The 957-nt window shown below is 79.0% G+C and carries 1 pseudogene; it reads right to left on the bottom strand.

The annotated features are described in order from the left end of the window. Positions 1-957, bottom strand: a pseudogene (locus KIK08_RS39235) (hypothetical protein); the annotation flags it as partial.

Raw genomic sequence — 957 nt, 5'->3', positions numbered from 1 at the left:
TCGGCCCGCTGCGGGCCGGGGCGCGGGAACGGCGACGGCCGCCCGGGGCCCGCCGCGCGACCCGGGCGGGACACCACCGTGCGGTCGTCGGCCGCGCCCGGTCGGCCCGGCCCCGGCCTGGGCGGGACGACGGGCCCGGACTCGGTCTCCGGGTCCGACTCCGACGGCCGGGGCAGCGGCGGGACCACCGGGGACATCTCGGTCGGCGGGTCGACCGGATCCGCCGGGAACTCCGACCGCGACACGACCGGCGACATCTCGGTCTCGGGGTCGGCCCGGGTGCGGCGGACCAGCGACTCCGGCGACGGGCCGGCCGGATCCACCACCGGTGCCGCCTCGGTGTCCGGATCGGACGAGCGGGCCGCGGCGGCCGCGCGCTCGGCGGCGGCCCGGTTGGCCGCGGCCTTCCGCGCGGCCAGTTCCCTGGCGATCTCGGCGGCGATCCGCTTCGCGGCGGCGGCCTTCTCGGCGGCGATCCGCTCGGCCTCGACCCGCTCGGCCTCGACCCGCTCAGCCTCGACCCGCTCAGCCTCGATCCGCTCAGCCTCGATCCGTTCCGCCTCGACCCGCTCGGCCTCGGCCTTCTCCGCAGCGGCCTTCTCGGCGGCGATCCGTTCCGCCTCGACCCGCTCGGCCTCGGCCTTCTCCGCGGCGACCCGCTCGGCCTCGACGCGTTCGGCTTCGACGCGTTCGGCTTCGGCCTTCTCGGCCGCGATCCGCTCCGCCTCGACCCGCTCAGCCTCGACCCGCTCAGCCTCGACCCGCTCAGCCTCGGCCTTCTCCGCCGCCGCCTTCTCCGCGGCGACCCGCTGCGCCTCGCGCTCAGCCTCGACCCGCTCCGCCGCTTCCTTCTCCGCCGCTTCCTTCTCGGCAGCGGCCTGCGCCGCGGCCCGCTCCGCCTCGCGCTTCTCGGACCCGGCGCGCTCGGCCGCGGTCCCGTCCGACGGCCCGGGCGCG

Origin of the sequence: Pseudonocardia lacus (genome assembly GCF_018531445.1) — a bacterium.
Lineage (GTDB): Bacteria > Actinomycetota > Actinomycetes > Mycobacteriales > Pseudonocardiaceae > Pseudonocardia > Pseudonocardia lacus.
The sequence above is the reverse complement of the archived record's forward strand: the minus strand, read 5'-3'. Positions and strand labels throughout refer to the sequence as shown.